25 protein-coding genes and 1 pseudogene are annotated in these 22,001 nt (G+C 49.8%); 12 read left to right on the plus strand and 14 right to left on the minus strand.

Translation table 11 applies throughout. The features are described 5' to 3' along the window. The 3 genes from RIC29_07710 to RIC29_07720 are packed head-to-tail and all read right to left on the minus strand — an operon-like array spanning position 1 to position 2,756. Positions 1–1,146: a methyltransferase domain-containing protein gene (locus RIC29_07710; GenBank protein MEQ8734795.1), complete on the minus strand. Its 1,146-nt coding sequence runs from the start codon at positions 1,144–1,146 to the stop codon at positions 1–3. A 26-nt stretch (positions 1,147–1,172) separates the two neighbouring features. Next, positions 1,173–2,015 (minus strand): cupin domain-containing protein, encoded by an 843-nt coding sequence (locus tag RIC29_07715; GenBank protein MEQ8734796.1) that lies wholly within the window; start codon positions 2,013–2,015, stop codon positions 1,173–1,175. A gap of 30 nt (positions 2,016–2,045) precedes the next feature. After that, positions 2,046–2,756, minus strand: a complete 711-nt coding sequence (locus RIC29_07720) for a class I SAM-dependent methyltransferase (protein ID MEQ8734797.1) — start codon at positions 2,754–2,756, stop codon at positions 2,046–2,048. Between the two features lie 126 nt (positions 2,757–2,882). Here RIC29_07720 and RIC29_07725 point away from each other — a divergent pair, with 126 nt between their 5' ends. Genes RIC29_07725 through RIC29_07735 form a run of 3 tightly spaced genes read left to right on the plus strand, consistent with a single transcriptional unit; the run spans position 2,883 to position 5,475 of the window. After that, a complete protein-coding gene (locus RIC29_07725; protein ID MEQ8734798.1) occupies positions 2,883–4,259 on the plus strand; it encodes a cytosine permease in 1,377 nt (458 codons plus the stop codon). Positions 4,260–4,312: 53 nt separating this feature from the next. Continuing rightward, positions 4,313–5,113, plus strand: a complete 801-nt coding sequence (locus RIC29_07730) for a hypothetical protein (GenBank protein ID MEQ8734799.1) — start codon at positions 4,313–4,315, stop codon at positions 5,111–5,113. A 2-nt stretch (positions 5,114–5,115) separates the two neighbouring features. Further along, positions 5,116–5,475, plus strand: a complete 360-nt coding sequence (locus tag RIC29_07735; protein MEQ8734800.1) for an STAS/SEC14 domain-containing protein — start codon at positions 5,116–5,118, stop codon at positions 5,473–5,475. A gap of 51 nt (positions 5,476–5,526) precedes the next feature. On the opposite strand, the gene RIC29_07740 is transcribed toward RIC29_07735, so the two are convergent. Together RIC29_07740 and RIC29_07745 are read right to left on the minus strand one after the other, a co-directional pair. Continuing rightward, positions 5,527–6,207 carry a helix-turn-helix domain-containing protein gene (locus tag RIC29_07740; GenBank protein ID MEQ8734801.1) on the minus strand — a complete coding sequence of 227 codons (681 nt, stop codon included), beginning with the start codon at positions 6,205–6,207 and terminating at the stop codon, positions 5,527–5,529. Positions 6,208–6,211: 4 nt separating this feature from the next. After that, positions 6,212–7,156: a radical SAM protein gene (locus tag RIC29_07745; GenBank protein MEQ8734802.1), complete on the minus strand. Its 945-nt coding sequence runs from the start codon at positions 7,154–7,156 to the stop codon at positions 6,212–6,214. A gap of 177 nt (positions 7,157–7,333) precedes the next feature. Here RIC29_07745 and RIC29_07750 point away from each other — a divergent pair. From RIC29_07750 to RIC29_07765, 4 genes and pseudogenes are all read left to right on the plus strand, one after another. Continuing rightward, a pseudogene (locus RIC29_07750) lies at positions 7,334–7,902 on the plus strand (glycerate-2-kinase family protein). Between the two features lie 154 nt (positions 7,903–8,056). After that, the gene (locus tag RIC29_07755) at positions 8,057–8,302 is read left to right on the plus strand and encodes a hypothetical protein (GenBank protein ID MEQ8734803.1); all 246 of its coding nucleotides are present in this window, start codon (positions 8,057–8,059) and stop codon (positions 8,300–8,302) included. Between the two features lie 57 nt (positions 8,303–8,359). Then, entirely contained in the window at positions 8,360–10,258 is a 1,899-nt protein-coding gene (locus RIC29_07760; GenBank protein ID MEQ8734804.1) for a PAS domain S-box protein, read from the plus strand. Further along, positions 10,255–10,650 (plus strand): response regulator, encoded by a 396-nt coding sequence (locus RIC29_07765; GenBank protein ID MEQ8734805.1) that lies wholly within the window; start codon positions 10,255–10,257, stop codon positions 10,648–10,650. Before RIC29_07760 ends, RIC29_07765 begins: the two co-directional genes overlap by 4 nt. A 15-nt stretch (positions 10,651–10,665) precedes the next feature. Here RIC29_07765 and RIC29_07770 read toward each other — a convergent pair whose 3' ends face one another. Then, the gene (locus tag RIC29_07770) at positions 10,666–11,091 is read right to left on the minus strand and encodes a MarR family transcriptional regulator (GenBank protein ID MEQ8734806.1); all 426 of its coding nucleotides are present in this window, start codon (positions 11,089–11,091) and stop codon (positions 10,666–10,668) included. 170 nt (positions 11,092–11,261) lie between these two features. Between RIC29_07770 and RIC29_07775 the strand changes: the two genes are divergently transcribed. Continuing rightward, positions 11,262–12,359, plus strand: coding sequence for a quinone-dependent dihydroorotate dehydrogenase (locus RIC29_07775; GenBank protein MEQ8734807.1), 1,098 nt, complete (start codon positions 11,262–11,264; stop codon positions 12,357–12,359). Continuing rightward, on the plus strand, positions 12,356–13,222 hold the full coding sequence (locus tag RIC29_07780; GenBank protein MEQ8734808.1) for a TIGR01459 family HAD-type hydrolase: 867 nt from the start codon (positions 12,356–12,358) through the stop codon (positions 13,220–13,222). Before RIC29_07775 ends, RIC29_07780 begins: the two co-directional genes overlap by 4 nt. Before the next feature lie 5 nt (positions 13,223–13,227). Here the strand turns inward: RIC29_07780 and RIC29_07785 are convergent, their stop codons facing one another. The 4 genes from RIC29_07785 to RIC29_07800 form a co-directional block, all read right to left on the minus strand. Beyond that, a complete protein-coding gene (locus tag RIC29_07785) occupies positions 13,228–14,310 on the minus strand; it encodes an AbrB family transcriptional regulator (GenBank protein MEQ8734809.1) in 1,083 nt (360 codons plus the stop codon). Then, entirely contained in the window at positions 14,307–15,074 is a 768-nt protein-coding gene (locus RIC29_07790; protein MEQ8734810.1) for an NAD kinase, read from the minus strand. Before RIC29_07790 ends, RIC29_07785 begins: the two co-directional genes overlap by 4 nt. A gap of 70 nt (positions 15,075–15,144) precedes the next feature. Then, positions 15,145–16,134: a GTP 3',8-cyclase MoaA gene (moaA, locus tag RIC29_07795; protein ID MEQ8734811.1), complete on the minus strand. Its 990-nt coding sequence runs from the start codon at positions 16,132–16,134 to the stop codon at positions 15,145–15,147. 109 nt (positions 16,135–16,243) lie between these two features. Next, a complete protein-coding gene (locus tag RIC29_07800; GenBank protein ID MEQ8734812.1) occupies positions 16,244–16,432 on the minus strand; it encodes a DUF3553 domain-containing protein in 189 nt (62 codons plus the stop codon). 122 nt (positions 16,433–16,554) lie between these two features. Between RIC29_07800 and RIC29_07805 the strand changes: the two genes are divergently transcribed. The 3 genes from RIC29_07805 to RIC29_07815 all read left to right on the plus strand — a co-directional run bounded on the left by RIC29_07805 (position 16,555) and on the right by RIC29_07815 (position 18,626). Further along, positions 16,555–17,214 (plus strand): histidine phosphotransferase family protein, encoded by a 660-nt coding sequence (locus tag RIC29_07805; protein MEQ8734813.1) that lies wholly within the window; start codon positions 16,555–16,557, stop codon positions 17,212–17,214. 192 nt (positions 17,215–17,406) lie between these two features. Beyond that, positions 17,407–17,775: a response regulator gene (locus tag RIC29_07810; protein MEQ8734814.1), complete on the plus strand. Its 369-nt coding sequence runs from the start codon at positions 17,407–17,409 to the stop codon at positions 17,773–17,775. Next, entirely contained in the window at positions 17,772–18,626 is an 855-nt protein-coding gene (locus RIC29_07815) for a protein-glutamate O-methyltransferase CheR (protein MEQ8734815.1), read from the plus strand. Before RIC29_07810 ends, RIC29_07815 begins: the two co-directional genes overlap by 4 nt. Positions 18,627–18,637: 11 nt before the next feature. Here RIC29_07815 and RIC29_07820 read toward each other — a convergent pair whose 3' ends face one another. The 4 genes from RIC29_07820 to RIC29_07835 all read right to left on the minus strand — a co-directional run bounded on the left by RIC29_07820 (position 18,638) and on the right by RIC29_07835 (position 21,885). Then, positions 18,638–20,473: a carbamoyltransferase gene (locus RIC29_07820; GenBank protein MEQ8734816.1), complete on the minus strand. Its 1,836-nt coding sequence runs from the start codon at positions 20,471–20,473 to the stop codon at positions 18,638–18,640. A gap of 21 nt (positions 20,474–20,494) precedes the next feature. Further along, entirely contained in the window at positions 20,495–20,644 is a 150-nt protein-coding gene (locus RIC29_07825; GenBank protein ID MEQ8734817.1) for a DUF5989 family protein, read from the minus strand. A 9-nt stretch (positions 20,645–20,653) separates the two neighbouring features. Continuing rightward, the gene (locus tag RIC29_07830; GenBank protein MEQ8734818.1) at positions 20,654–21,082 is read right to left on the minus strand and encodes an SxtJ family membrane protein; all 429 of its coding nucleotides are present in this window, start codon (positions 21,080–21,082) and stop codon (positions 20,654–20,656) included. Between the two features lie 86 nt (positions 21,083–21,168). After that, positions 21,169–21,885 carry a response regulator transcription factor gene (locus RIC29_07835; GenBank protein ID MEQ8734819.1) on the minus strand — a complete coding sequence of 239 codons (717 nt, stop codon included), beginning with the start codon at positions 21,883–21,885 and terminating at the stop codon, positions 21,169–21,171. Positions 21,886–22,001 lie beyond the last annotated feature (116 nt).

The following is a 22,001-nucleotide window of genomic DNA, read 5'->3' on the forward strand; positions in this document are numbered from 1 at the left end:
TTAGGTTTTGACCGCGCCGGTAAAGTAGTAGGTCGCTGCAAAACCGGGTGTCGCATTTGGGTTAATTAAGTGAGATTGGATGTATCGTCCTGGCACTGTTGTCTCGATATAAGATGACTCGTCAAAACCACAGTTCGAATAAAGGTCTTGTAAGGACATGCTGTAGACGGTCGTCATGAAGGGCTCGTTATTGCACGTCGCATCCCAATCTCTGAGCGAAGCTTGGTAGGGCGAGAGGGACTCAAACTGAGGTGCGTCTGAGTGAATCATCATGCCTCCGGGTTTCAACAACCTATGACACTCTTTTATGATGTTCGGCAGAGCTTTTGCAGAGGTCTCGTGTAGTAAGATGCGAGAGACGATAAGGTCAAAGCTCTCGTTGTTAAATTTTGTGTTCTCGGCATTGGCTTGGCAAAAATGAACGTCAATTCCTAGGGCACAAGCTCTCGCATGGGCATACTTCAAGCAAGGAGCGCTCACATCCAATCCATACACATCTGCTTCAGGAAAAACTTCTGCATAAGGAAGTGTATTGTTGCCGATGGTGCAGCCCAAATCCAGAATACGATTCGGCTTTAAACTTGGATAAGTAGTATTGATCCAATGTGCAATGCTTTGCCCAGGGTCATCATTGTTGATTCCTTGGCTTCCCATGTTATGCACGGCGATGGTCCGGTCATATTGAGCCCCTGGAGATACATCGTCTTTGAAGTTCTCCGCATGATAGCCACCGGGTTTCCTGTGAATATCCATAGCCGTCAGGTAGGACGGCATTTCCAAATTCGAGTCTAAGGTTAAAGATCCATGGGTGCCAGCTGCTTTCAAAACCTTTGTAGATATGTCTCTCGCTTGGCGTGAAATCATGTCGCCGGTCACAGCATACATACGGTCTTGATTGTCGGTGCGCAGCCGATACCACAGTTGGCTAGGTGTTGTCCGGCGCATCTCCCTAGCGATTTCCCTGAAGTCAGGGGGATGCCCATACTCTTCTTGAAAAGCTGGTCTGACTTCTGTTTCAAACAGCTTTTTTAGGCGTGGTCGAAGATCTGCCGCAAGTTTAACCGCGAGAACCCGGCAGAAATCTTCTCGTGCCTCTTCGTCATGAGTTCCGGTCGGCAAAAAATCATATGTTGGAAGCGGCAGCATAAGGTTTTACCCGTTCCGACTGCGACTTAGTAAGGTGTTGGTGGAGAAAATGGTTTGTCCTTCAAGTTGGCGAGGGACTCGGGCAAGTCTGGACTGTACTCAGGTGTCAGGCTGAAGGGCAGTTTCTCTTCGCCCCAGATGTTGACGTGCTTACCTTCCATGAACCGAATGAGGCACAGGTTGCCGTTCCGAGAGCCGAAGGGGCCGTGCCAAATGTGAGGGGGCCGCCAAAAATAAGACCCTGCGTTCATGATGCCGCGGTCGGCAATAATGTCACCCGACAGCAAAAACATTTCTTCAACACACGGATGGGCAAGGGCGGCTTCCGCCCAATCAGTGGGGTGGCTTTGTGCGCCACAGTTTAAAATCATGGTTGTTTCGCCCAGGGTTTCGTCTTTACGAAGAATTTTGTGGGCGATCCGGAGGAAGTCCAGGTCAGGGTCCACATCAGCTGAAGTCCATTTCATGTCGTGCAGATAAAGATAGGGAATAGCGTCTTCCGTCATGTTTCCTGGGCCTGGCGCGGAGACTAGTGTGGCGGAAAAGAAGGTGAGCACTACAGCGCCATCGTCAGTTTTCCAATTTTCGTGAGTCAGTCCGGCAGGAAGATAACCGTAACTGTCAAACGGGTAATGCTGATCATTTAAATCCATTGATCCTTCTAGAACCAAGAATTCATGGCCAGCATTAAAGTGTTGAGTATCCGAGGCCGACCATCCTTTCGGATACCTGAGTATGGTCGAGCAGGCGCCCGTTTCATCGTCCTGGCTCAGCATCTTACACTCAATGTCTGCGAATGGCGCTGGCAACAGACCCGTTTGCCAATCCAAGTTCTGAGCATGAATAAACTCAATGTGTGGGCGTGCCATGAGTAAGTGTCCTTCTTCTGTATCAGCGCGTTAGGCCGCTTTCGCAGCGATCACGCCAGCGTGTGTTTTTGAATTGGGTTGGTCGGGGCGCCCCGAGAACGCAGCTTGCTCGATCGTCAGGCCAGCCTCGCTACAGACGCGGGCGAGTGTCTCTGGATCCATCGGGTTGAGGTGCCGCATTTTTGCACCTGTGCGAGCTTGTTCTGGTAAGTAAACCGTGACATCGGGAATAAACCCCGGCCAAGGGTCTCCGGCTGCTTTGCGTTCTTCATACTTATTCGCGCCCCGCGCCCAGAAGCCAGTATAGGGTGTGTCTGCGATCAAGAAGACCTTGCCGCCGGGTTCTAGCCATTCGGCCATCGCCTTAATTGTTTTAGTAACCCCTTCACCATCAAGAAAATGAAGGGCGCGTGAGCATAAAATGGCAGAAAAACTGTGTGGCCGAAACGCAATCTCTGGCATTTGTGCCACAATGCCTTTGGCTCGATTCAGATCGTCGGTAGGAACTTTTGATAGCAGAACCTGCACATGTCCAAGTTCCATATCGCACGCAATGATATTGGCGCCGTGGTCGATTGCCGCCAAGGAGGCAACCCCATAAGCACATCCAACGTCTAAAGACCAGCCGCTAACCCTCCCGGCATACACTGTAAAGGCCGCCGAAACCGGGTCGAGCGAGGTCGACATAAAGCCCTTATTATTTAAAGTGGGCACCATACCTCTGTCTGTAGCTTCTGGCATGGTGGGGGGACTTATCGAAGATGGCTCATTCTGTGACACTATTACTCCGGAACTGTTGCATTCGTAGGGTAAGACGGGGCCTAATATGATCATGCTAATATGAGCATAGGAGAGGGGGAAAAAGCTATGATGGATAAAGTAAAAGAGTGGTGGACGCTTGATGAGGCCGCTGAAGCACAAACAGCAGATAATCCTTTTGCGCCTCTGAGACCAGATCAGCGTCAGGATACCCTGCCTATGCTAACCCTGGCGTTTGGATGGGGCTTCTTGATTACAGGTCTTCTGACAGGCGGGCAGTTGGGAGCGGGCGTGCCCTTTTGGCCAGATCTTATCGCGGCCACTTTTGTCGGCAACCTGATCAATTTTGTGATCGGTGGATTGGTAGCTTATATAGGATACAAAACAGCCTGTAATTCGGGCCTTTTGTATCAGTTTGTTTATGGCCGGATCGGCGTCTTTTTACCCGTTATTTTTCTAGCTCTGTTAACTACTGGCTGGCAGGCGATCGTTGTCGGCGCTTTTGGTTTTGCATGGGCGCAAGACTTTGATAGCCCCACATTCTACGCTGTCGCGATTTTTGGCGGACTGCTGTTTACGGTCACAACATATTATGGCGTTAAAGGGATCGAGAAGGTTAGTGTTCCATCAGTCGCCATTCTCGTTCTTGTCGGTTTATACGCTATCTATTTGAATGTTGATCAGGCGGGTGGCGGTGCAGCATTTCTGGCACTCTCTCAAGATACGGCTGCACAGAATCCAATCTCCTTTGTGACGGCCGTCAACCTCGTTGTCGGCTCGTGGATCGTGGGCGCTGTTGTTATGGCCGAGTACACCCGATTCGCAAAAAAGGCGTGGGTCGCTCTGGCTATTCCCTTCATTGTTATGATTATCGCACAATGGTTTTTGCAAATTGTTGGCGCGTTGGGGGGGGTAGTTTCTGGTTCTGCCGATTTCACGACCTATCTGCTTCAACAGGGCATGATTATCGGCGGCATTGGATTGATCGGTATGAGTCTGGCGCTCTGGACGACGGGTGATGCCAACCTTTACCTGCCTGTCATCCAAACGTCCGCCGTGTTTAAGCGCCCGAAACGAGTCATGGTTGTCATCTGGGGTGTGCTGGGAACCATCCTTGGCCTTGGGCTTTACCAATACTTTTTAGACTGGATTAACCTGCTGGCGGCCTTGGTGCCACCGCTCATTGGGCCGTTGGTTGTGGACTATTACATTGTCCATAAAAAGCATTACAACACGGACGACCTCAAACGCTTGCACACCTGGAATTGGGCGGCTGTTCTGTCCTACGCAATCGGCGCATTCTTTGCTTATGGCGTGACGTACGGCGTGTTGGACCTACCTGAGATTTTCATCCCGTCATTGCTGGGCCTGGTTGTGTCTATGATTGCGTATGCTGTTATTTATGCGGTGGCATCGGCGCTCAATATTAAGGTTGGGTATGCGGGTGTGACGTCTGAGGTATCTAAGGTAATGCCTGCGGAGTAGGCACACGTATGGTCAAGTCCTGTAATGATAATACGCAGAAGGTGGCGTCAGGCATGATGTCACCAACATTATCGCAGTGCGAGGTCTCACGGCGTTCCGTCATGATGTCTGCCGTTGCGGCAGGTGGCGCGTTGGCATTCGTGCCAATGCGCAAACCGACTGCGGATACTTCGTTTGTTCAAGATCTAAAGATCCAGCAACCTCGTGTCACGGCGTTTGCTGATGGCTCAGGGTTAGCAGCGTCCTCTCTGCCAATCCTGGAATTGATTGAAGCCTATACAGTTGATGCAGACTTAGTGATTGTTTCCATTGCAGATGAGAAACGATTAAAACATTTCAACAGGTCGTTGGATCAGACTACCAATCTTTTACAAAAGCATCAAAGCTACGTTCTTGTGTTAAGTGAGTCGCCTGAAGTATCGACTCCGTTTACATGGAATACGTTGATTGGGGCACAGGGTGTCATTGCGCCGTATTTAGACGAAGTTGATCTCGTGTCATGGCAAACTGAATTCGGTGTGATTAGCGCAACGACCAGCGGAAAACTAACTGAGTTTGCTCGTTATTCTAGCGCGAATATTTTACCCGATCTTATCGTTTGCCACGGCGATTTGGGCGACACCTTCCAGGTGGAAGTTGATCACGCTTTAACGGCGTATAAGATCGATCTGCACGATCTTGATAACAAGGGTGCTAAAATTTACGCCTTGAACGGTGAGATTTTAACGCAGGCTGCACCGGGCTTTCAGCAAGGTGTGACAGCGAAGATAGATGTGATGGAGGCCAGACAGACTCGCACACGCTCTGCTGTTCCATTGGTGCTCAGTTATGTGGCCGCTAGCTTGCAGGTGTAGAGATGCTTGAAATACTAGAAGAGAGCGATGGTAACCTCATTTGTTTCAAAGCCTCAGGAACTCTGACAGAGCAGGATTATACAGAAATATTCGAACCAGCCATGCGTTATGTTCTTGGGGCGCACGAAACGTTTCGTTTTTATGCTGATTTATCTGTGCTCAAAGACATGGACGAAAACAGTAAATGGGATAGCGGCGATATCTTGGCTGCCAATAGAGAGAAATGTGAAAAGGCAGCTGTTGTGGGCGGACCATCTTGGGCTGGCTTAGCGCTAATGCTCAGAGATTCTTTGCCGGAACAATCCTACGAGTTCTTTGTTGATGGTCGCCAGGATGATGCACTTTTATGGATCTGCGAGTAGAGAAAGATTTTTTAGGTAGATAAATATTCCACAGGTGTTTTGCACTAGCACTCAGTCGACAACATCAGCGCGTGTGCGTAAGGCTTTAACGTCTAGCAATAAGACTTTGTCCGTACTTGGCAGGGCAATGCATCCCTGTTCTTTAAGTTTCGTAAAGCTACGGCTCACTGTTTCAATGGTTAAGCCAAGAAAATCACCAATGTCCTGCCGTCCCATTGGCAGGCTGATTTCAGGAACATGGCCAGAAAACCCCCCTTGTCGGAAGGAAAGATATAGTAGAAACGATGCGATGCGACCCACCGCGCTTTTGCGGCCAATGGTGAAGGTTAACTCCATTGAACCGCGTAGAAACCTCCAGGTGACTTCGCTAACGGCGCGCCAGACTTCGGGATCCTTTGCGGCGAGGTCCTCGAGGATAGCGTGGTCCAATCGCAGCAAACTGCATTTAGTAAGAGTTTCAGCACCAAGGCCGAATTTTTTTTCGAATGTGATTCCAAGGAAGTCGCCAGGGAAAAGAAAAGCCATGATTTGCCGTTCACCCGCAACACTATAGCGACTGAGGACCATAGTGCCTTCAGCAACACAGTATAGATACTGCACTGGGTCTCCCTCACGGAAGAGTGTTTCGTGAGCTCCAAGCGATATGGCTTCGCCTTGTTGTACAAGGTCGAGCAGCAATGGCGGCGCTCTAAAAAGTGGATGTAATGCTGCAGGTGAAGTGATGCCAGCCATATTTCTAACCTTGTGAACAAGATGCGCCACCCAAAACGCAAAACTGCGCGCAGTGGGGATGATTCAGAAATATATCTTTTTCCGCATCTTGCAAAGTAGGCCCAAGTTCGAATGCGCTATCGTAGGGTAATAAGGTACATGCCAGAACAACAGGCTGTATAGCTGATTTGCGTTTTACGACCATTCGTGACGTCGCACACATTATTGAATTTGGGTCGACGTTTAAAATACCCCAACATGCCGTTGTTATTTCGGGGACGTCTAGCGTTGCGTTCATTTCTGGAAATAGTACTAGTTCAGCTGGGTTGTAAGCGTTGATCTTAAGACCTAGCCGAGAAAACAAAGCCTCATATCCAGCCCGTGCTGTGTCTTCTGACTCTTCAATAAAAGTGCGACCGGCAACATTCAGGCGGAAGCCTTTATCATTTAGCCAGGATAACCCATCTAAGGCAGACTGCCAACTGCGGGCACCTCTCTCGGCTTCGTGGCCTTCTTTAGTGTGATGATCTAGCGAGATGCGCATGGTTAGAAGTTTCGTAAACTGTCGACCTATAGTTTCCAGTTGCGTCGCGCATTTCATCATTGGCTTCATCGCGTTGCTAAGCACTATGCATTGAAAACCGCGCGTGAGCGTTTCTGTCAGCATATCGATAAAGTCCGGATTCATGAAAGGCTCGCCGCCGGTAAACCCAATTCCAGTCGTGCCAAGAGTCCGGCGTTCTATTTCGTCTAGGTAGGTGAGTACTTCGGCCTTAGTTATGTACACAAGCCGGTCATTTTTTGGGGATGATTCTATATAGCAGTTCCGGCAGGTAAGATTGCAAAGCGTTCCGGTATTTATCCATAAAGTCTCAAGTTTTTTGAGCGGTACGTGTGCACGGTGCGCACCGTCAGCCGTCGTGGTCGCATGCTGAAACTTCTCAGGCATAAGTCGTGCTAAAGTCTTCATAAAAAATTATATGCTCCGTGGGTGAAATCGCTACCTTAAGTGCTGTCGAATCCTATCTTTGTAAAGAAAACGTGATTCCCCTTTCTAGGGATTGTAACGCGGGTGTCCATTATTCCTCACATCTTATTGCAAGAATTGTTTAGGAAAGCTCTGGCCGCTGTCGATCCAGCTGTTTTTATGCCTGAAGTTCTGTCGTCATTATCTAGAGGGCCAGTTGTGGTGATTGGGACTGGGAAAGGCTGCGGGGCTATGGCGCGGGCGATTGAAGATCACTGGAACGACCCTATCACTGGTTTGGTGATTATTAGGGATGGATACGCGAGACCCACACATTCCATGAAGTCTGTGAAGCATCTCATCCCATCCCTGATGATAGAGGGATCGCTGCTACCAAGCGTGTGTTAGAAATAATCGATAAAACTGATAAAGAAACACAGATTATAGGTTTGTGATCTGGTGGCGCATCGTCGCTGCTGGTTCAATCTACAAAGGGACTCACGCTTCCCCAGAAACAAAGTATTTCACGAACCCTTTTGCAGTCAGGTGCGTGGATCCAAGAAATTAATACGGTGCGCAAACACCTGTCTTCTGTGAAAGGGGGGCGGCTTGCTGTTTCTGTTGGGCAAAGACACTTGCTCAATTTGTTCGTCTCAGATGTGGTTGGCGATGATCCAGCGGTGATCGGCTCAGGCCCGACAGGAACAAATGTGAATGATTTTCGAGCACTTTTGGTGCTACCGAAATGAATCAGCGATACATCGAATAGTGTTGTTTAGGCCAATATGGCTCAACCGGTGCGGTTAGATTGTCGATAGTGGTGGAATCGACTATGACTCGTCGGCGAGAGGTCTAAAATAAAAGGTCGTATTAATAGGCCGGTTTTCGCCATAGGGAGGCGGCATGTCTGAGGAAAAAGCATCAATTCTCGTAATGAAGGCAGCGGGTGAAGTTCGTCGGGCTGCTGAACTCGATAAAACGCGCCGGGTCGAGCTCACAAGCGTTGCAGATTATTTAGAGAGTATGATCTTTGAGGATGAGTTGGGCGATGATCCTTTTATTGATGAAGAGTCGACTGTCGCAAAGCAATCCCAAGTCAGAGAAATTGAAAAATTGGTGACGCCGTTCAAAGTCAGGCTGACGCGCTGAGAACGAGACTTTCCCATGCCCAAAGAGTCTGAAAAAAAGACCCAACGAGTAGGCCCAATGTCGCATGTGACGCGTGACATGGCTATTGAGATGGTCAATCGCTCTCCTGCGCATGTCATCTTAATCGACAAAGACAATTATATTATCGATGTTAACCAACGCGCTGAGAGTCTTCTCATGCAGAAGGCGGAAGTATTAGTCGGCGGGCATCCTACAGACGTCTTTGCAGCTATTTTAGGACGCGTAACTTCGATTGGTGAGGAGCGAGCTGAACGCGGCTTTCAGTTGCAGTATGGGCCATATTGGTATGAGGCACAGGTCTTTCCAACGTCTGACTCGACCAGCGCTGACGGGGCAGTTTTTAGAGTCATACGTGCAATCGATATCACCGACCGCAAAGCTGCTGAATTTGAGTTGCTAGAGAGTGAGGCGCGCCTCGAGGAGGCAACTCGCATAGCGCGCATGGGGACCTACAGGCTATACTGGGATACCCGGAAAATGATCTGGTCTCACCAGATGTACGAAATTCACGGCGTCGCACCAGGATCCATTGATCCTTCGTCGCCAAGCTACATTAAATTTCTGCACCCTGATGATGTGAACGTCGTTCGCGATATGATGGATGACCTCATCGTCGGGAAAGAGATCTCTGGAGCTGAGTACCGGATTATTCGAGGTGAGGGAGATATCCGGTGGCTTAGCGTTGAGGGGCGGGTTTTATTTGATTCTGACGGAAAGCCATATGCTTCGTTTGGGACCGTGCAGGATGTAACCGAATCTAAAAACCGTGAAGAGAGGTTGCGCGATCTTGTTGCGCGCAACACCATTCTAACCGAGGCATTGCAGGCTTCGCCGGTTGGTGTGGCGGTGTTGACACCAGATTTAGAACGGCCCACGTTCTTTTACGTAAATCCTGAGCTAGAGACGATTACAGGCTTCTCAGAAGGGTATCTCATAGGTAGTTCTGTCGAGGTGTTGCGGGGACCTGAAACTGACGCCTCGGGCTTTCAAGATTTGCTTGATGCTATTCAGTCGCGATTGTTGTTGTCGTGCGAGCTAACGCTTCATGGTGAAGGTGGTACCCCGTTCCTGAGCCAGATTGAACTGGCCCCTGTTACGGCGCAAGATCGAACCTCAGTCGTGGGGCTGACCCTTATCGTGCGTGACATCACAGATGATCGCCGCAGAACTGAAGCTATGATGGACGCCCAGAAAATGGAGGCGCTTGGTAAGCTCTCAGGGGGGGTTGCCCATGAGATTAATAACCTCCTGCAGCCGATTATTACCCTATCTGACCTGGGGTTTGAGGCATGTGCTCCTGACCAAGATAAGCTGCGCAAGTATTTTGAAGTGATTACCGGGAGCGGTCGCAAAGCGCGAGATGTCGTCCGTCAAATTTTGACCTTTTCCCGACAGGATGCGCCTTTGGTGGCCTCTCATTCCGTCGCACCTATCGTCGAGGATGCTGTGAAGTTAGCCCGAAGCGGCATACCTCCCGGAATTGATCTGCAATGTAATATCGATGTTCAAGAAGCTTGCGCCATGGTCAATCCAACTCAGGTTTCGCAAGTTGTAATCAATCTTGTGCGCAATGCCGCTGATGCGATGGCTGGCCAGGGTTTGGTCGACCTATCTCTGGTGAGGCTCTCACCAGAGCAAATAATAACCTCGGCTGTTCCTCATCGCCATAATGGATGGCTGCTGTTGTCGGTCTCGGATACCGGATGCGGTATCGATAATCAGAGCCGCCATAGAATTTTCGAGCCTTTTTTTACAACTAAACCGGTCGGTCAGGGCACAGGGCTAGGCTTATCGGTTGTGTACAGCATTGTTTTAGGGTGGGGTGGGGCAGTATCGCTTGAGAGCGAAGTTGATCAGGGAACAACGGCGATGGTATACATTCCAGAGTATGTTGAGGCTATCGACAGCACCAATGATATGGAGTCGCCCAGGTGAACATTCTATTAGTTGAAGACTCTCCAGAAGTTAGTCTGTCAGTACGTGAGATATTGGCAAGTGCCGGTCATGATGTTGATGATGTGGCCAATGGCAAGGAAGCCTTAGCGAAGTTAGCAGAGCATTCTTATGATATGGTTGTGAGCGACATTTGGATGCCAGAAATGGATGGTATCTCTCTCCTGAAAGAAATACGTGGCGCTGGTAATGATGTGCCGGTGGTTGTGATTTCAGGTGGTGCACCAAATGCACCTCTCACGTATACCGCACCATTAGCATCAACCTTTGGTGCAAAAGCTGTAGTTTACAAACCTTTCGAGAAAGAAGAACTGCTTAAGACGATTGATGCTGTGATGGCGGGGGAAACCGTCGCTCCAGGAGAGCAGGTTTAAGCGCGTCTTAGGTCTTTATGCCTTGATGATTTGCCGCAAGACTTTTTCCATGTTGACAGCCAAGGCCCATCGCTCTTGTTCTTCAAGCTGATCAACGGCGGAGGCGAGTGCTTGCAAGGGGTCCTGAGCGAGCAAGTTCTCGCCTTCCTCAGTCAACACAAGCCGATGGACCCGTCGGTCATTTTTATCTGCGACTCTTTCCAAAAATCCTTTGCGAACCATAGCAGCAACGGTTTGAGATGCCGTCCCCTTGGTCGTGCCTTGAAAATTGGCAAACCCCGTGACTGTTCTGCGATCGACCGTGGTTTCTTGAAAATAACGCAAAGCTGCCCATTGAGCCGGATTTAGCCCAGGCGTATAGCCAAGATTATAACATGCCTTACCGACTTGCTCGATCAGGCGGGCTAAACCGCGGGATGATAGTTTGGGATCAGATCGCACAGTAACAAACGCTTTGCTAAATCATGACGGGACGTGCCAATTATAACCTCATGGCACCACGCAAAAGAACAAAAAACCAATGCTTTTTCTAATGATTGTTGATTCTAGGCCAATTCCGTTAAAGAACGGTCAGCCTTCGTGGTATTTTAGCTTAATGAGCATCTAATCTAATGACGGACTTCTACCCCTGGATCAAGCCAATCTTATGGCGAATCGACGCAGAACGGGCGCATGCTGCGGCTTTGCATGGGCTAAAAACTGCTCCGAACTGGTGTTTGCCAGCTTCAGGCTCGGATGATGGTTTGGCAACGCGTGTGTGGGGGCGCAATTTTAGAAATCCGATTGGCCTTGCGGCAGGGTTTGATAAGCATGCTGAGGCCATTCCAGCGTTGTTTCGGCTTGGCTTTGGGTCCGTTGAAGTTGGAGGGGTCACGTTAAGACCTCAAGCGGGTAATTCTAAGCCGCGGCTGTTCCGCCTCACTCAAGACCGGGCTGTCATCAACAGGATGGGTTTGAATAGTGTCGGCGCCACCATTGTAGCAGATCGCTTGTCATCTCTCAGAGCAAGCAAAGATGGCGAGATTATCAAAGGTCCTATCGCCGTAAATCTCGGACTGAACAAAGATTCGCAAAATCCTGAGTCTGACTATGCGCAACTTGCAGGGGCGTTGGCGTCCGTCGCCGATATTCTGACAATCAACGTCTCTTCACCAAATACACCAGGGCTGCGTGCGCTGCAGGACCCTGAAAAATTAACCGGCATTGTAGACGCTGTTCGGTTTGCTTGTGAGGAATCCCCCCAGTCTCGAAAACCGACAATCCTGGTCAAGATCGCTCCTGATCTTGAAGATAAAGATATTGATGATCTTTGTGACCTGGCGTTACGCCATAAGTTAAGCGGACTGGTTATTTCAAATACAACAATTGCGCGACCTGATAACCTTGTTTCAGAGGCACGATCAGAAATGGGCGGGCTGAGTGGCAAGCCGCTGTTTTCTGCGTCAACAGAGATGCTGCGTTTGGTCTATACTCGCACTGGCGGAGAAATTCCTTTGGTTGGTGTCGGTGGTGTATCCACTGGTGCCGAGGCGTATGAAAAAATCAAAGCTGGCGCCAGTCTGGTGCAATTATATTCTGCATTAGTGTTTGAGGGGCCAGCCCTAGTTGGGAAGCTCAAGGCTGAACTTCGGCAGCTGCTTCATGCGGACGGGTTTGCAAGTGTGTCAGACGCTGTAGGGGCTGATCACTGCCAAGGAGAATCTACGTGAAAGCTGTTAACGGTTTGTCCGAAGTTACCGCAGAATTTGATGGCTTCATTCTTGACCTTTGGGGGCTCATCCATGACGGCGTCACGGCATATCCTGGTGTTGTGGAGACCTTTCAAGCCCTCAAGAAAACCGGCTTAAAAACCATATTGTTATCAAACGCGCCGCGGCGTAGCCGGCTTCTCGTTGATGGTATGACCAGTATGGGTATCGCGCGCGATCTCTACGGCGATGTTTTTTCATCTGGAGAGGCAACGTGGCAGGAACTAACAAAGCGCTCAGATCCATTTTTCGCGACTCTGGGTTCGCGCGCCTACCACATTGGACCTGAGCGTGATGTGAGCGTGCTAGAAGAAACGGGTATTGAACGGATTCAGTCCCTTGATGATGTCACATTTTTGTTAAACACCGGCCCAGTCGAATTGGATGAAACTCTAGCTGATTATGAAGCGGTGCTACAGGAGGCTCTGACTCGCGACCTTCCTATGGTGTGTGCTAACCCGGATGACGTTGTCATACGTGAAGGCCGTCGTGTGATTTGCGCGGGTGCGATTGCGCGGCGATACGAGGACATTGGTGGGCGTGCAGTATACCGTGGTAAGCCGGATCCTGCCGTCTATCATCTCGCGGTTGAACGTTTGGAGATTTCTGATCCGGCGCGTGTGGGTGTTATCGGCGATGCCCTTGATACCGACGTCGCAGGTGCAAATGCATCCGGCCTAAAGGCAATCTGGTGCACCGGTGGTATTCACGGTGAAGCTTTAAGTGTTGCCTATGGTCAAGCGGCTGAACTACAGGCAGCTACAAAATTAGCCGAAGAACACGACCGCAAACCCTGGGCTATCATTCCAGGCTTTCATTGGTAATTCGGTTAATTTTTATCGCCGTGCAAGCGCTGAAATGCGGCAAATGTCGCCGGAGCTATCATGACAATGAGCCCGATACGGACAAGATGATGCGTTGTGACGAACGCAATGTCTTGATTTAGTGCGAGGGCCATCAAACTCATTTCGGTTACGCCGCCCGGGGCCAAGGCTAACATTAAAGCCATCGGATGAATCTCAAGAACCGGCGCAAGAAGAACCGCGCCCGTGCCGCTCAAGGCAAGCATTCCTAGTGTAACGGCTACTGCCAGGGTTAGCGTCTTTTTCATGGTTGCGATGGTTAATCCTGCAAACCTTGACCCGACCGATGTCCCCAATACGACCTGGGCAATCGCCACCAAACTGTCAGGTGGTGAAGAGGCTGTTAGTCCTGATACATGAACCACTGCGCTGAGTGCGAGTGGTCCGGCCAGTGATCCGGCTGGAAATCTAAATCTTATGCCGAGCCATAATCCCACAACTGCGCATGCTGTGAGCATTGCGATGTCCACGGTTGAAATCTCAAATGCTGGTACAATAAGAGTTTCGGGTCGCTCATAGCCAGCGAATAACACCATAAGAAATGGAATAGTAAAGGCGACGATTAAGATGCGGACGGTGTGCGTGAGCGCAATAATGTGAGGGTTACCACCATTTTCGGAACCTACCGTGGTCATTTCTGTAAGTCCTGCGGGGAGTGCAGAAAAGAAAGCAGTTGGGCGGTCATAGCCTGCGCGTTGTAGGCACCAGGGAATAATAATCGCTAACATGAGCAGGAATATCGCAAGTACAGTTAAGCTTAAGGTCCATTGCAGAATCTGACTTGTTAGGGCCGGAGTGAAAGCGCTACCGAGTAGCACACCGATAACGGCAATCATAATGTGTCGCAAGTATTTCGACATTGCCATGGGGAGCCCAAGAACGGCGGCCACGGATGTTGTCGCCATTGCGCCCAGCATCCAGGGTAATGGTAATGATAGGCTGTAGAAAACCCAACCGCCCGCAATTCCCAGAGTGATGCTCAGAGCTATATTATGCAAACTTGCGACTGGTAATTTTACTTTGGGCGTTTGTGTCGGCGTGTCGATCACGGCGAGAATTGTTCGGTGAGTATCCGTTCTTCAAGGTTATGTTCGGAATCGAACAGCATCGTGATGGCGTTGCTGTGGTCCTCTTCAACCGTAACTTCCACAACATGACGGACCTCGGCCCGGTCTGCGACGGCGCTAACAGGACGCTTGTCAGCTTCAAGAATCTCAAACTTAATAACGGCATTATCAGGGACAATTGCACCGCGCCAGCGTCGCGGACGAAAAGCACTGATGGGGGTTACAGCCAGTAAGCTCGCACCGAGAGGTAACACAGGGCCATGTATGGAAAGGTTGTATGCTGTGCTGCCGGCCGGAGTGCATACCAGTGCGCCGTCGCAAACCAATTCTTCCATACGGCAGCGACCATTAATGGATATACGAAGTTTTGCCGCTTGTCTGGATTCGCGAAGCATAGACACTTCGTTAATCGCCAGTGCCCAGGATTCTTTTCCTTTATTATCGCGCGTGGTCATTTTTAAGGGGTGGATTTTTACGCTGTCCGCTTTTGAAAGGCGGGCGGGAAGACCTTCTTCTGCGTAATCGTTCATCAGGAAGCCGACCGTGCCGCGATGCATTCCAAAAACAGGTTTGTCTAGAGGCATATAGGTGTGTAGCGTTTCCAGCATGTACCCGTCTCCACCGAGGGCGACGATGATGTCGGCATCCTCTGGGCTGACATGTCCATATCGACTCTCAAGGTCGCTCAAGGCAACCTGTGCTGGTTCGCTGTCTGTGGCTACAAAGGCAATGGTTGGAATGGCCATGGAAGTATCCAAGATAAAGAGGTCTCTGCCGGAGGTATAGCTTGACTATACTAGGATTCACGAGCGGAACCTAACCGCCAGTCACACTCATGTGCCGAGAAACCGCAGGGCGATTGTGGCGCCGATCTATAATGAAATCATGGCCTTTTGGTTTTCGCTCAATAGCCTCATGAATGGTGGCTATTAAAGGTTCGTTGCTTTCACTCTGTCGCAGTGGCGTGCGCAAATCAGCCGCATCATCCTGGCCCAGACACATATACAAGGTTCCAGTGCAGGTAAGCCGAACCCGATTGCATGACTCGCAGAAGTTATGCGTCATCGGTGTAATGAAGCCAACGCGCTGCCCAGTCTCTCTACAAACCGTGTACCGAGCAGGACCGCCAGTTTTATAGTCGGTTTCATCCAGAGTCCAAGATTTTAGTAAGTTGGCGCGAACCAGACTAAGTGGCATATATTGGGCTGTCCGATCCTCATCGATGTCACCCATGGGCATGGTCTCAATGAAGGTCAGATCAAACCCTTGCTCTCCACACCACTCGACCATTCTATCTATATCTTGATCATTAAAGTTACGCATCGCGACCGTGTTAATCTTAACCGCCAAGCCGGCTTTTTTGGCCGCATCAAGTCCGGCTAACACTTTGCTGAGATCTCCCCAGCGGGTAACCTTCTTAAAGCGGTCCGGATCCAGTGTATCCAGCGACACGTTGATGCGCTTCATGCCCGCATCAACCAACTGGTCAGCGAACTCTGCGAGACGGGTGCCATTGGTCGTAAGCGTAAGTTCTTCCAGGTCTCCGCTCTTTAAGTGTCGACCGAGAGATTGGATCAATGACATCACATTGCGTCGGACGAGAGGTTCTCCCCCGGTAAGTCGTAGTTTACGAACGCCTAGCTCAACAAAGGTGCTGCACAGGCGGTCTAGTTCCTCAAGGGTCAAGAGGTCTTTTTTAGGTAGAAAAACCATGTCCTCAGACATGCAGTAAACGCATCTGAGGTCACACCGGTCTGTCACGGACACACGCAGGTAGTTTATGGTTCGGCCGAATGGATCAATCATGAGATGTCTTTATCACGATGCATGTGGTTTTGTTAATCATTGGTTTGAACTGGGTAAATACGCGCAGTAGGCTGTTGTTTCCCTTATATGGCTAGAAGCGGACGCACTCTCAAGTGGGAGGCAAATTCTCAAGGTCCACTTCTTCAAGCTCAACAACCGCCGTGTTCAAGGTTATTTTTCCCGTATTTTCAAAATTTACAGTCACTTTCGTACCCACAGCAGACTGTACCTGTCCAATACCCCAGTCTGATTGAGCTGGATTTATCACCAGCATTCCGGGTGTGAAATCGTGTTCCATAAAGCTATCTCCCCCACACTAACGCATGAGCTTTGGAGTGTGATAAATTATAGTCTAGGTGGTTGGGTCACAACGCAACCCATTGCTATAATCATTATGCATTTTTGAAAACCGGGGTGGGGATGATTGAAGACCTTAAGATTGCACACCTGCTGTGCACGCGCCTTTGCCACGATTTGGCCGGTCCAGTAGGTGCTGTGTCAGCAGGAGTCGAACTCATTGGATCAGACTTGTCCCTGGTTGATGAGGAGACGTTGTCGTTGTTGTCTGGGAGCGCCGATGCAGCAGGCCGGAAGCTCAAGTTTCTTAGGCTCGCATTTGGGTGGTCAGGGAGTGGTGCAGCGTCTATGGGTGATCTCTCTGGGATTTTTGAAGATTACCTTATTGCAACATCAGGGCCTTCTGGTGGGCCAACACTGTCCTGGCCTGACCAGGGTCAGTTTCAGCCCTTTGTCGCCAAATTAGGCGACGAAGCCACACAAGTGATTTCGAATCTCATACTCTTTGGTATTGAGTGTATGCCCAGTTGCCGTTCCTTGGTCGTCGAGTGCAAAGGTCAAGGCGGTTCCGTCGAGCTTGCCGTGAAAAACCGCACGGCTGAGGGCCGTATATCAAAGGTTCGTGATGTCGTTCACGATATCTTATATGCTCCAGAAGTGCCTGAAATTACGCCCCATACGGTTCAGGCGTATCATACACGTCTTATTGTTGAGAGGCTTGGGGGGCATCTCTCGTTGGATGCTGACGAAACAGGGGTTGTTGTTAAGGCCAACTGGGGCTAGCTGACGCGATAAATTAATTTTGATTTCTCTAACCTTCTAATAAATATTGTATCGAGGCGATAAGGCCTTGCCATCTATGGCTTTATCCCACCCTGTTAACCTTCTACTGTAAATCACCAGACCAATAGTCTTTGAAGTGGGGACGGGGACGCGTGGCTTTTTTATGGACTGCGATTTCTCAGTAACACCAATATGAAACGTTGCCTCGTTGTCGATGATTCACGTGTGATCCGCCGCGTTGCCACTCGCATTGTTGAGGATCTTGGATTTACAGCAGATGAAGCTGCCGACGGTAATAAGGCTTTGGAAACGTCTCGCAGTCATATGCCCGATGTTGTGCTGCTTGATTGGGATATGCCAAATATGTCGGGCATTGAGTTTATTAGAGCCCTGCGCAGCATGCCGGGCGGTGACACACCTAAAGTTGTTTTCTGCGCTACACAGAATGATGTCGAGCATATCCAGCAGGCGCTGGATGCTGGTGGCGATGAGTATATCATGAAGCCGTTTGACGGTGAGATTGTGTATGCCAAGTTGAAAATGATTGGTGCTGTGCTGTGACCGCTGAAGATTTTGACTTTGTGTCATCTTTGCTGCGAGATCGCTCAGGCTTGATTTTAAGTCGAGATAAATCCTACTTAATTGAAAATAGACTCATGCCATTGATCCGGCGACGGCGTATCAATGGTTTGGGTGAATTGATCAGTTATCTTCGGCAGGGTGAAAATTCTCTAATTCGTGAAGTCGTCGATGCGATGATGACTTCAGAAACATCTTTTTTTCGGGACTGGTCTCCATTTGAGCACTTTCGCTCTGTAACACTTCCTAATTTGGCTAAAGCACGTAAAGACAAAGAGACGTTTCGAATTTTATGCTGTGGTGTATCAACAGGGCAGGAGGCTTATTCTCTGGCGTTGATGCTCCGGCAAGAAGCAAAAGTCGTTGCAGGTTGTGACCCTCAAATCATCGGTCTGGATTTGTCACAGACCTCTATTAGCCGTGCTGAGAAAGGTTTGTACTCTCAATTTGAGGCGCAGAGCGGCCTACCGATCAAGATGCTCCTCAGTGGGTTCGATAAGGTTGGTGAGTTTCAGTGGCGTATCAAAGATGTTTTGCGGTCCGGTGTTGAATTTAAGACATGGAATTTATTGGACGAACTTTATCCTCTTGGTGCATTTGATGTCGTGTTCTGCCGCAATGTTTTGATGTTCTTTGATCAGGAAACCAAGGCAAAGGTGCTGGGTCGTGTGTCTCGACTTCTTGGTGACGATGGCGTGCTATATATGGGTCTAAATGAAACTACGGTTGGTGTTTCAGAGAGCTTCAAACCCATCGCGCCAGATCTGGGTGTTTTCGGTATTCATAGAACTGATCGACCTAAGGTGCGGTCTCTCGCGGAAAGCAAGTTGTAATCCTTGCCGATTTAATCCAGTTCAAAGTTGCTCACGTAGTCTTCTTTTAAGTCAGGGTTCTGCGCGTTTTTGCGTAAGATGCAATTCTCAATGATCAGCAAATCAAGCCCTGTCGCCATGAAACACTTAAAGGCGTCTTCCGGCGTGCAGACAATGGGTTCGCCGCGCACATTAAAGCTGGTGTTGACGATGACCGGAATACCGGTGATGTCTTTAAATTTACTGATCAGGGCATGAAAGCGGGGATTTGTATCTTGATGCACTGTTTGGACGCGAGCTGAATAATCCACATGAGTGACGGCCGGTATGGTCGACCTGAGCGCATTTACTCTATCAGTTCCCCGTCGCTCCATATCCAGCCGTGACAAGGGCAGGCAGTGGTCGTTGTTGACCGGTGCTACGATCAGCATGTAGGGGCTGTCTGCATCAAGCTCAAACCAATCCGCAACGTCTTCCCGCAAGACTGCGGGTGCAAATGGCCTGAAGCTTTCCCGGAATTTTACTTTCAAATTTAAAGTACGCTGTGTTTCCGGGTCCGTTGGATTGCCCAGAATTGATCGTGCGCCAAGAGCGCGGGGTCCAAACTCCATCCGTCCTTGAAACCACCCCACACCCTGGTTTTCAGCCAATGCTGCTGCTGTTTGGTCGATCAAAGATTGATCATCTACCCGTTCAAAAACGGCTCCGGCTTTTGTTAATCTCTCTTCGATATCAGCCTGATCGTAACTTGGCCCTAAGTAGGTTCCGGACATGCCATCACCGTGCGCCACAACTTTGCGCGGCCCTTCATTATGAAGGTGATGCGCAACCATCGCTGCGCCCACCGCACCACCGGCGTCACCTGCGGCTGGTTGAACCCAAAGCTTTTCAAATATGCCTTCCGACAGCAGTTTACCGTTTGCCACGCAGTTCAAAGCGACCCCGCCAGCCAGGCAAAGATTGCTTGCACCCGTGTCCCTTTTTATTCCTCTAGCCAAGCGAAGTACGGCTTGCTCAGTAACAGCTTGAACGGAGGCCGCTAAATCCATCTCACGTTGGCCAATGTTGCTTTCTGGATCGCGCGGTGGCCCTTCAAAAAGCTCATCAAAGCGATGATTTGTCATTGTTAAGCCGGTGGCGAAATCAAAGTAAGACATGTCCAGGCGGAAGGTGCCGTCTTCTTTAAGGTCGATGAGATGGTCTAAAATTTTCTGCGCATAGCGCGGCCGACCATAAGGGGCCAGTCCCATGACCTTGTACTCACCTGAGTTCACCTTAAAGCCCGTGTAGTAGGTGAAGGCTGAATATAGCAACCCAAGGGAATGCGGAAAATGGAGCTCTTTATGAATGGCAAGGCTGTTGCCGTCGCCTAGCGCGAGGGATGTGGTGGCCCATTCACCTACGCCATCCATTGTTAGAACGGCAGCTTTTTCAAACGGTGACGGAAAAAATGCCGAGGCCGCGTGACTAAGGTGGTGCTCTGAAAAAACGAGTTTCTTTGCCCAGTCCACATCCTTATCGAACGACTTTAGGTGGCCGATCAGATTGTCTTTTTGGAATAGTTTTTCTTTCATCCACACTGGTATGGCGCGTCTAAACGAGGTCAGACCGCGTGGCGCAAAGGCCGCATAAGTTTCAAGTAATCTCTCGAATTTAAGAAATGGCTTTTCGTAGAATGCGACCGCATTGAGGTCAGATGCCTCCAGTCCTGCGTGGTCTAGGCAATATTGAATGGAGTGTGTGGGAAGATCAGCATCGTGCTTGATGCGGGTAAAGCGTTCTTCCTGTGCTGCGGCTACAAGTTCACCGTCAATCAGAAGTGCAGCTGCACTATCATGATAAAGGGCGGAGAGTCCTAAAATACGCACGATGATCTTTCAGTCAGCCGTTTAAAAGATTGTATAAATGAAAGGTGCGACCGCACTGCCCTGGGCCAGCACAATCAGACCGCCGAATAAGACCAGCATAATGATCATCGGCAACAGCCAGAACTTCTTGCGGACTTTCAAGAACTGCCAGAACTCAGAAATAAAAGACATCACTCAATCTCAAAACTGTTGATGTAAAGATTTAGGATCAGGGCCCGGTGGGGTTCTGTCGATCCAATAGGTGTCAGCTTCTGGGTCTGCCTTTAGACGCAGCGGGTCTTTTCCGGTAATTTTTAAATAAATACCAGTTGGAACTACGGCAAAGAAATAAAGGGCGCTCAAGACGATTGGGCTGGTAATGAGGTGAAGTAAATGTCCCAGCCCTAGCCAAGCCCAAGCAACTGGCGTTAAGGCGCGGGGCAGCACCAGTGCTAAAACCAGCAATCCAGCGGCAATGGCCAGGGCCCAGATATGCACCGCTGAGTCGTTGATCAGAGGCCAAAAACCGATTAAGGAAAAAACCACAGCCAACACCATACCAACTGATCTGTTGGACGCACGCGGCTGATCCGTCTCAATCCTACGATTTTCGTGATGATCTGCACTCATGGGACGGAGCTATACCATCCCAAGGCTAAATTCGCAGCAGGAAATGATCCAGAAGGCGGGAGTTGGTGCGTGTTTGTCTCAGCGCGTTAGCCTGCCGCTGCTTTGGCCGGAGGAAGATCTGCGGCGGTCATGCTTTCGCGCAGCACATACCCGCGCCCCCAGACTGTCTCAATGTAATGCTCTCCACCGGTGGCATTGGCGATTTTCTTGCGCAATTTACAGATAAAAACATCAATAATCTTAAGCTCCGGTTCATCCATGCCACCATAGAGATGGTTGAGGAACTGCTCCTTGGTCAAAGTGGTTCCTTTGCGCAAAGCTAGGAGTTCTAAAATGCCATATTCTTTGCCAGTCAGATGTAACGGCTCGCCTTCTACCGCAGCAGTCCGGTCTTCTAGGTGAACAGCAAGCTTGCCGACTTCGACCTTCGGTTGTGAATGCCCCTTTGAGCGGCGGACAATGGCTTGAATACGAGCCATCAACTCATCTCGGTTGAAAGGCTTGGTCAGGTAATCATCTGCGCCAATGCCAAACCCTTGAACTTTCTTAGAGGGCTCCGTCAAACCAGATAGAATCAGAACCGGCGTGTTTACTTTAGAGTTTCGCAACTGACGGAGCACTTCAAGGCCATCCATATCTGGCAGCATCAGATCTAGGATCACCAAATCATATTCGTAGAGTTTTCCGATCTCGATGCCATCTTCACCCATGTCAGTGGTGTCAACGACCCACTCTTCTTTCTTCAACATGGTTTCGATGGTTTGTGCCGTCGATGGATCATCCTCGACCAAAAGAATACGCATGACAGTTAGCCCCTTCCGTTCACACCCACTTCTTAACGGATGTTAAGATATCATGAAGCGTCAAGTAATGCCAGGAGTGCTGCCGAGTCGCAATATGGTAGCGAAATCAAATGATT

The sequence above is a fragment of the Rhodospirillaceae bacterium genome, assembly GCA_040219235.1.
In the GTDB taxonomy this organism is placed as follows: domain Bacteria; phylum Pseudomonadota; class Alphaproteobacteria; order Rhodospirillales; family Rhodospirillaceae; genus WLXB01.